5 protein-coding genes are annotated in these 5590 nt (G+C 61.7%); 2 read left to right on the forward strand and 3 right to left on the reverse strand.

Features of this window, described 5'->3' with window-relative positions; genetic code table 11:
• The first annotated feature begins 680 nt into the window (after window positions 1-680).
• Together WAN02_RS00415 and WAN02_RS00420 are read left to right on the forward strand one after the other, a co-directional pair.
• Window positions 681-2027, forward strand: coding sequence for a protoporphyrinogen/coproporphyrinogen oxidase (locus tag WAN02_RS00415; protein WP_422261754.1), 1347 nt, complete (start codon window positions 681-683; stop codon window positions 2025-2027).
• Complete coding sequence (locus WAN02_RS00420; RefSeq protein ID WP_422261756.1) at window positions 2024-3145, forward strand: spirocyclase AveC family protein; 1122 nt, start codon at window positions 2024-2026, stop codon at window positions 3143-3145. Before WAN02_RS00415 ends, WAN02_RS00420 begins: the two co-directional genes overlap by 4 nt.
• 20 nt (window positions 3146-3165) lie before the next feature.
• Here WAN02_RS00420 and WAN02_RS00425 read toward each other — a convergent pair whose 3' ends face one another.
• The 3 genes from WAN02_RS00425 to WAN02_RS00435 all read right to left on the reverse strand — a co-directional run bounded on the left by WAN02_RS00425 (window position 3166) and on the right by WAN02_RS00435 (window position 5442).
• Entirely contained in the window at window positions 3166-3885 is a 720-nt protein-coding gene (locus tag WAN02_RS00425) for a hypothetical protein (protein WP_422261758.1), read from the reverse strand.
• Complete coding sequence (locus WAN02_RS00430; protein ID WP_422261760.1) at window positions 3882-4631, reverse strand: hypothetical protein; 750 nt, start codon at window positions 4629-4631, stop codon at window positions 3882-3884. Before WAN02_RS00430 ends, WAN02_RS00425 begins: the two co-directional genes overlap by 4 nt.
• A gap of 199 nt (window positions 4632-4830) precedes the next feature.
• Window positions 4831-5442 (reverse strand): TetR/AcrR family transcriptional regulator, encoded by a 612-nt coding sequence (locus WAN02_RS00435; protein ID WP_422261762.1) that lies wholly within the window; start codon window positions 5440-5442, stop codon window positions 4831-4833.
• Window positions 5443-5590 lie beyond the last annotated feature (148 nt).

Below are 5590 nucleotides of genomic sequence, written 5' to 3' on the forward strand. Positions count from 1 at the left end.
CCCCTTCACGCAGCAGATCGGCCGCCGCGTCCAGAAGGCGGGTCCGTGAGCGCACCCAGCGCGGATCGACTTCCTCATCGATGTCGGCCGGCAATTGTGCCTCCACCTCAGTCATCGCAGACCACCTTCCCCGCGTGGTGCCGGTGCATCCGCGTAGCGCGACATTCGCTCAGAGTTGGACCGAAAGTACGGAAGCGAAGCCGGCCGTCCTCCATGGGAGGTGTAGGGCGACCCGTGGTCCACGCTGAGCCCGTTGCGTTGGAAGACGTCGATTGGGCAGACGGGACGCTTCCAGAAGTGGTCACGGTACCTCCCGTCAGTCGTCCATTCTGTAAGGCCATTTATGACCGTTGACGATCGTTCTTAATTGCGGCCGGTCATCCCGTCTCCAGGCAGTGCCCGATGACAAAACGCTCGATACAGGCAATTATGAGACAGAACAACTTAAAAAACAACATCCTGTCTGCTCCATCACGAGAACGCGTTCCTCGCCCGGGCACTTCAGCTTCCTTCGAACACCCATTAAAAAGTTCTCGCTCCAGATCGTCACTGACGGTGGGATGTTCGCCGCGAAGGGAGCAAAAGTGGGAAAGGCTCGCTCGGCGTCGCTGCGAAAAGCCAGGAAATGATCACACAATCATTCTTGAATCAGCGATCACTTCTAGGTTACGGTGTGACTGATGGCAACAGATGCGAGGACTGCGGTTGTGGGCGGCGGTATCGCCGGGCTCGCCGCGGCACGACGGATCCAGCAAGCAGGCGGTACACCGGTTGTGTTCGAGGCAGAGGATCGTGCTGGTGGCCGGGTCAAGACGATCCGACGCGGCGAATTTGTCTACGACGTCGGGGCGTTCATCTATCTCGGCAGTTACGCCGAGTGCACGCAGGAAATGCGTGAGGTCGGCCTCGGCGCACAGATGCACAAGTTCAACGCCTTTGGGGCGCTGCCCCGTGGAGGTGAGCTGAACTTCCTCGACCTCAGCAAGCCGCTGAGCCTACTGCGGACGCCGTACCTATCCGGCCGGGCCAAGCTAAAGCTGGCCAAGCTGCTGTTCTTCCTGGCCAGGCATTGGCAAGACCTCAACTACACCGACGCGTCGGGTGTTGCCGCCATCGACACGGACACCGTCACCACCTACAGCCGTCGCGAACTAGGCGAAGAGCTCCTCGATTATGTTGCCGCCGTGGTGGTCCGGGGACCGTGGTTGAGCGATCCCGCGTACGTGTCGGTCGGTCAACTGCTGTGGACCATGAAGAATTTCTTCAAGCCCTACTTCTACGGGCTCGACGACGGCATGGATGCCTTGCCGCGCGCGATGGCGGCTCAGCTAAACGATGTTCGGCTCGCGACACCGGTCGCCAATGTGACCGATGCAGGTGATCGCGTCGAGGTTACCTTCAGCCGCGACGGTGCAGAGCACACGGAGGAGTTCGCCAACGCCGTTGTGACGACGACAACGGATATAGCGCTTAAGATTTATCCTCAGATATCGGGATTCGCCCGCGAGTACTACGAGAAGACCGACTACATCTGCAGCGTCAACTGCCATATCGCGTTGTCCGAGCGGCCGTCGAACCCGGCGACGTACATCATGTGTTCCCCGCGCGAGCAGCCCGACCTATGTGGCGTGATCGTCGACCACCTCAAGGCCAACAACCGATGCCCTGACGACAAGGGAATGATCACGACCTTCTGCCGCCATGAATGGTGCCTGGACAATCTGGACAGTCCTGACGAGAAGGTCATCGACGCCGTGCTGGGCTTCGTAAAGCCCTACTACGGAGACCTCAGCTCCAAGGTCGTCGACTACGAGATAGGACGATGGCGCAACGTCGTTCCGATCATGCACGAGGGGCGTTTCCGCGCGGTAGACCGCTTCATGCGCGAGACCGACCCGGCCGCCCGCGTACAACTGGCCGGCGATATCGGGCCGATCCCTGGCGTCAACGGCGCCTTGGTGTCCGGCCAAGCCGCGGGGGATCGAATCGTCCACCAGATGACCGCGGATAAGAAGGTGTCGACATGAGCACCCTTTCCTCCGCGCAGATCAGACAACTTCCGGTTGCGGTCGGGGAACGACCGGTGGTGGCGGTCAAGTGGTGGGCCGCCCTCGGCGCGGCGCTACTCGCGTTCCAGGCGTTCGTGCTGGTGCGGTGGATCAGCGGCCCGTATTTCAAGTCGGTCGATCCCGGCCCGACCCCGCTTCCCGGGTGGATGAAGGGTGCGCTGACGTTCTGGCAAATCGTTTTGCCGATCGCCGGTTTGGTGATCCTGTATCGGTTTGTGATCCGCCCGTGGTGGCGCGAACGGCGCATCGGACTCGACGGGCTGATGGTCGTCGCGTTTCTCGTGCTGTCCTTCGACGACCCACTCAGCGCATACATCGGCCACTGGTACACCTACAACGCCTGGCAGGTGAACATGGGCTCGTGGGTGAACAGCCTGCCCGGTGCGCTAACCCCCGGCACACCGGACCACCAAGTGGCTTATCCGCTCCTCATCGTGCCCGGCGCCTACATGGTGATCTTCCTACTGGTGACGATGATGGGCGCAGCGATCATGCGCCGCGCGAAGGCACGTTGGCCCGGAATCCCGCGACTGGGTCTGGCCGCGATTTGTTTTGCGGTCATGGTGCCGTTTGACATCGTTTTCGAGGGAATTGTCTTCATGCCCATGGGTTCCTGGGAGTATCCGGGCGGGCACATCAAGATTTTCGCCGGCACCTACCACGCGTATCCGCTCAACGAGGCCTTGACCACCGGCGTCATTTTCACGATGTTCGCCTGCATCAGATACTTCACCAACGATCGCGGGCAATCACTGGCCGAGCGGGGAGCCGAACAGCTCGGCGGCGGCCCGATCAAGGTGACAGCGATCAGGGCGCTAGCGGTGATCGGACTGGTCACGCTCGCGATGACGGTCGGCTACACGATCCCGAACACATGGTTCGGTGCCCACTCCACCGCTTGGAATCGGGACATCCAAACCCGGTCGTACCTCACCTACACCTGCGGCGAAGGAGCGGGCATCGCCTGCCCGGCACCCGATATCCCGCTGCTGCGCAACGACAACCGCGACCAGGGTGCCAACGGCCGCGACTTCGGGCGGGACTACCCGCCGCAGTTTCGGTACAACCGCGGGTAGCGGCGAGCGCGAATTGATTCTTAGCCATGCAGCGCAAGCGTCGGGGAGCGCGCCTCGTCCTGCGACGCGATCGCTCTGAACAGCAGCACCGCAATCACGATCATCCATGCGAAGAAGGTGACCACCGGCGACCAGAACGCCAGCAAGCCGTTCCACGCAAAAGGACCCGAGCGGGTGAGAAAGGCGATCGCGCCAGCCTCGAACATCAGCGCCGTCCACGCGGTGTAGTACCCGAACCACCGTGGAAAGGGTGTGTAGGCAACGGTGTTGGGAAGGAGCGCGACGAAGGCGATCGCAACCCACATGAAGATGTAGTACTGATCGGTCGTGACGAAGGTCAGCATCGCAAGTTCGTGCATGATCGCGGTGACGTCGGGAGCCCGTGTCGGCGTGAACGCCGCGACGCCCCAGAAAATCGGGGGAAGCATTAGCGGGATCGACATCAATGCGCCACCGGCGAGGGCGAGAGACGCCCATACCGGCTTACCGTCCTCGTGTCGTGCAATTTGGATCGCCACCACCACCGCGATGGGCACCATGAACCCGCTCGTCCAGCCGGCGATGGTGGCACCGATCTTGATCTCGGATCCGTTGTGCACATAGAACCGCGCAATTTCGTTCGCGGACCATTTCGCGCTGGGCGGCGGCATCATGTGAAGCAGCCCCCACCACACCAGTCCGTAGACCACCATGAAGATGAGGCCCCACCACAGCAGTATTCGTTGTGAGCGTGCGGTCATCGCGATTCACCGGCCATCGCCGTGCTCGCGCTCGGTCGTGCTGCCGACTCATGGGTGGCCGCACGCTCCTGCTCGTTGATCGCGCGCAACAGCATCGCCGTAATAAGGCACAGCCACACGGTGAACACCACGACCGGAATCCAGAACGCCAGCAGGCCATTCCATGCCAGCGGACCGCTTTTGAAGTATGGGATCAAAGTACCCGGCAGGTAAATGATCTGCGCCCACAGGTTGAACCAGCCCAGCCAGCGCGGTAGCACGGGCCGCTCGGACTTGTCGCTCAGGATCGCAATCGTGATCGCCATGCCCTGGACGAAGATCGTGCAGACGGGTCCGATGAAAAGCATCCAGGCCATGTCGTTGAAGCGATGGGTGATCTCGATGTTCTCCATCGGACGGAAAGCAGCGGCCTGCCACATCATCACCGGCACAATGAAGATCAACACGAAAACGGAGCCCATACCGAGCTGGGTATAGGTCATCGGCGAGAACCGGCCTTCGATGCGCTTGAGCTGCACGCTGATCGCGGCCGCCCACGGGCAGTAGATCGCACCGCCGAATCCCACGATGATCAGACCGGTGCGGATCCGCCAGCCGTGTTCGGCGAACATCGTGGCGATCTGGTGGGCGTCCAGGCTCGGCGACGGGGGTGGGATAAACCCCGCGAGTAAGAAGAAGCCGGCCGCCCAGGTGACGGCGCACACCGGCCCGGCCCACGCGCAGATGCGCTGGCTGCGACCGTTCATCGTTGACCCTTCAGCCCTGAGAGTGTCATCACGCTAGATTAAGAGAAACTGCGACACCGCGTCAATAGAGAAGGCGTGTCAAAAACGGACGCTTCTGGCGCCTACAGACACGGACCATCACGCAAACGATCGTTCTAACTAGAAGCCGAGACACTGGCTAGGAGCGCGATTCTTGGTTTGAACGCGCGCGAGTGAGCACTTACCGGCGTCGCGGGAGCTTCGGCGCGGTCGGCAGGCCGGCCTCGAGCATGCCGAACGCCGCGTCGGCCAGGGAGGCGATGTCATCGCCGGTCTCGATCGCCGCATGCAGCACTGCGCGAAGCGCCGAGACCATCGCCGACGCGAGGACCTGGACATTGAGATGGGTCGCCGGATTATCGGGCAAGCCGCTGGCGAAGTAGCCCTTGAGAATTTCTTCCCACTCATAAGCGATCTCGAGGTATCGCCGACGCGGGGTCGGTTCGGTGAACCACAGCCGCATGATCGTCGCACGCAGATCCGGCTCGAAATTCTCGAAGAATTGACCCAGTTGGATAGTGACCGCCTCGCGCGCAGTCGTCCATCGATCATCGGTGCGCTTCACGTTGTCGAGCGCGCTGCGCAATCCTTCGATGACTTCGGGGACCGCTGGGAACAGCACGTCCTCTTTGGTGCCAAAATATCGGTTCAGCGTGCTGCGCGAACACATCGATGCGTGGGCGATTTCCTCCATCCCGACCGAGTCGTAGCCACGCTGCACGAACAGCTCGACGGCCGAGCGCACGATCGTGGCGCGCAGCGCCGCTTTCTTTCGCTCCCGTAATGCGCTCATCGGGAGTCAGCATAAGCGGGAAACATGGAGTCAGGGCCGCGGTCGTTTATCAGCAGCAGGCCGGTCCCCTCTGCCCGTTGGAGCTTGCCAAGTTCTGTGCCCCGCCCAGCCGACGCCCTGCGGCAATGCTGTGTGGTAGCTTCATCAC

Source organism: Mycobacterium sp. (assembly GCF_049281135.1).
Lineage (GTDB): Bacteria > Actinomycetota > Actinomycetes > Mycobacteriales > Mycobacteriaceae > Mycobacterium.

What these genes read in the sequence shown, in the direction of transcription:
- WAN02_RS00425 (WP_422261758.1), bottom strand. Translation starts at nt 3,885, where the DNA reads ATGACCGCACGCTCACAACGAATACTGCTGTGGTGGGGCCTCATCTTC.
- WAN02_RS00435 (WP_422261762.1), bottom strand. Translation starts at nt 5,442, where the DNA reads ATGAGCGCATTACGGGAGCGAAAGAAAGCGGCGCTGCGCGCCACGATC.
- WAN02_RS00415 (WP_422261754.1), top strand. Translation starts at nt 681, where the DNA reads ATGGCAACAGATGCGAGGACTGCGGTTGTGGGCGGCGGTATCGCCGGG.
- WAN02_RS00430 (WP_422261760.1), bottom strand. Translation starts at nt 4,631, where the DNA reads ATGAACGGTCGCAGCCAGCGCATCTGCGCGTGGGCCGGGCCGGTGTGC.
- WAN02_RS00420 (WP_422261756.1), top strand. Translation starts at nt 2,024, where the DNA reads ATGAGCACCCTTTCCTCCGCGCAGATCAGACAACTTCCGGTTGCGGTC.